2 protein-coding genes and 1 pseudogene are annotated in these 2985 nt (G+C 25.4%); all 3 read right to left on the bottom strand.

The window, feature by feature from the left end; translation table 11 throughout:
* Positions 1-82: 82 nt before the first annotated feature.
* Complete coding sequence (locus J7M87_RS20275; RefSeq protein WP_291654053.1) at positions 83-1924, bottom strand: hypothetical protein; 1842 nt, start codon at positions 1922-1924, stop codon at positions 83-85.
* A gap of 480 nt (positions 1925-2404) precedes the next feature.
* Positions 2405-2629 (bottom strand): transposon-transfer assisting family protein, encoded by a 225-nt coding sequence (locus J7M87_RS20270; protein WP_291654052.1) that lies wholly within the window; start codon positions 2627-2629, stop codon positions 2405-2407.
* A gap of 106 nt (positions 2630-2735) precedes the next feature.
* Positions 2736-2985, bottom strand: a pseudogene (locus J7M87_RS20265) (antirestriction protein); the annotation flags it as partial.

The raw sequence follows: 2985 nt of genomic DNA, 5'->3' as shown, positions 1-2985 counted from the left end.
ATTAAAATTATCCTGGAATATTTCTTTAAAAGTTTTATGGCCATGAAACTTCTAGCCATAAAACACGAACATTAATTTTTTATCATGGTGGTGAACCTCTATTAATCTCCTTATTATTTTCAATTCTATTGAATTTATAATTTTCAAAATTTATTTGTTGTAGATTTGCACCAGCTTCTATTTTTTCAAATTCAAATTTTAATTGTAGTCCATTTACTACTTTAGTTACTTCTATAACTCTTGCCTTTTCTTTTCTATTTGTTCTTTCTTCTTCTAAATTTACTACTTTTCTACTCTTATAATATAATGTTATTCCATTTTTATTTTTAGTTAAAAATCCTAACTTCTCTAATTCTTTTAAAAAATTATATACACTTCTTTCATTTTTGAAGGCTAAATATTCAGCAATTTTTGCAACACCTAAACTTATAAATGCTCCATAAGTATTACTTGAATATGCTTTAACTATTAACATTAATACCTTTCCTATTTTTTGATCTAATATATCAACTGCATTTTCTATATAATTAAGTGGTAATCTATATATTGCTTTTCCCCTCTTTATAGTTAACTTAAATAATCCTTCCTTCTTTTCTAATTTTCCATTCACTTTATTTGCTAGTTCTTTTAAAGTTGCTATTTTTATTCCAGCTTCAGCTATATTAAAGTATCTACCAAAAAGATTTTGTTTTTCTAATTCTAAATAAGCTCTATAATGGCGTACTGCTCCCTTGTTGTTATAAATAGATTCAATTACATTTCTTGCAATATATATACTATTTATCGCCTTTTTACAGACATTACAACCAAGACTTAACTCTTCTTCTTCAAAAAGCATTTTTGCTTTATCACAAGAAAAATTAGTCCCATTTCTTTTCAATGATTTATACTTATTTTCAACTGCTCTTAAACTTTCATCATGCTTCCATTCTATAGCTTTTCTTCTTAGGACTTCCTTAATTTCATTTTCACTATAATTAGCTTCACTTAGTCCTAATGCAATACTTACTAAGAAGTTATTTCTATTACCTTTATCCATTATTGGCATGTTTATTAATGCTTTCACACATTCTCTAGTACATTCCTCTCCTGGTAAGTTTAAAACCTTATTTTCTTTATTACCTTTATTTTTATATTCCTTGATAGACTTTTCAACATTCTTTTTTGACTTATCATATAATCTTGTCATTGGAACTGATTGAATACCAGGTAACATTAAGTTTCTTATGTCCCTTTGTTTTTTAGTTAACTTTTCTCTTGTTAAATAACTTGTCATTAAATGCATAAACTCGTCTACTGAAACATAATTAACATATCCACCTTTGTAATAAGATCCTGGAGTCTTTATTAATCTGTAGCTTGAATTAACTATGCTTTCATCTACAAATTTTAAGCCTAGTTCTTCTTTTATTTCTTTATACATTTCTGTATATATTTTATGTACATATTTACTTGGCTTTAGTCCAAATACTCTTGGGTTAACCATTATATAAACTGACTTTGAATTATTTATTATAATAGTAAAATCTTCTTCATTTACACTTAATTCCTTCATTAAATACTGAAGATATTGAGCTACTTCAAATAATACATCAATCTGTTCCTTCTTTTTTGATGATTCAAATTCAAGTGTAAATGGATAATATCTATCATCTAATTCTTCAGTTCTTAAATTTCTATTTTGTTTATTTAAGAAGGTACAAAAACTTTGAAGGCTCATATGACTAAGTTCTTTATTCCATCTATTTTTTATTGGATATTCTAATACTTTTTCTATGTGTGTTTCATATTTTTTTTCAGCTCTATTTTGAGAAAATTCTCCTGAAACTACTTCATTAATCCCAAAATAATTTTGAACTTCGCCATATTTATTTATAAAATTATATATAAACATTTGCTCTATAAAATTACCTTTACTCTTCAAAGTCTTTCCCTCCTTTCATCTGATAAATTATGATTTTTGGTATAATTCCCCCCTCCCCACAATTTATCTATTTAAATTGTTCCGTAATATTTTCCGATAACAAAAAAACTCTTAGGTAGAAATACCTAAGAGTTATATATCAAAACTTATGTTATGCAAATCCAACTTTTAAATTACACCAAAATTTCTTTTGGTTTCCTCCTGTCAAATTTATATTGCACAATTTTTCTCCTTATGCTATTATATAAGCATAAAAAGAGTTAAAGTTCCAACACTCTGCTTCTTGGTATTCCTAGTACCAGGTTTCAGTTATATAAAATTAAATGTTTCCTAGGCATTTAATTTTATCGTTCGGAATTAAAATATGAGAAGAAAAAAATTCTTCTTTTTTCTAAATTATATTACATTTTAACAATTAATACAATATAATTTAGGCAAAAAGTAGCAGTAAATTTTATTTACTGCTACTTTTAAATTTCTCTATAAATCTTCTTCAATCTCTATAATATTTTTAAAATCTATTTCTTTGAACTCACTATCTGACATACTTTTAAGCTTTATTATAATTCCCCTTACTTCAGTTTTAACCTCAATTTCATCTATATTTTCTACGACACTTTCTAATTCATTAATTAATCCATTTCTATTATCACAATTATAAAAACTCATAATAGTTAATTCTTCTTTATTAAAGCTCTTTTTCATTTACTTTTCCCTCTTTCTTCTCTAATTTATTGTTATGATCTTCAGCTTTTTTACTAGCATCTGAAATTATTTCTTTAATATATTTATTAGCATCTTCTATTTTAACCTCTTTATCTTTAAATAAATCTTTATAATTACTATCAATTTTATCTATTAAAGAAGCAGCAGTTTTTTGAATTGTATCTAAAGATTCTTTAAGTTCTCCTAATTCTTTATCACTACTCCACCAAGCTAAATATCCAAAACTATAATCAGATGTATCTATTCCATAATAATTACTAACTATAAATGCAATACTTTCAGCTTCAACTTCTTTAACTGATCTACTCTTTCCATCTTTACTTGTGTGCAATTCT

Origin of the sequence: Clostridium sp. (genome assembly GCF_017888565.1) — a bacterium.
Taxonomy (GTDB): domain Bacteria; phylum Bacillota; class Clostridia; order Clostridiales; family Clostridiaceae; genus Clostridium.
This window is presented reverse-complemented; position numbering and strand designations above follow the sequence as displayed.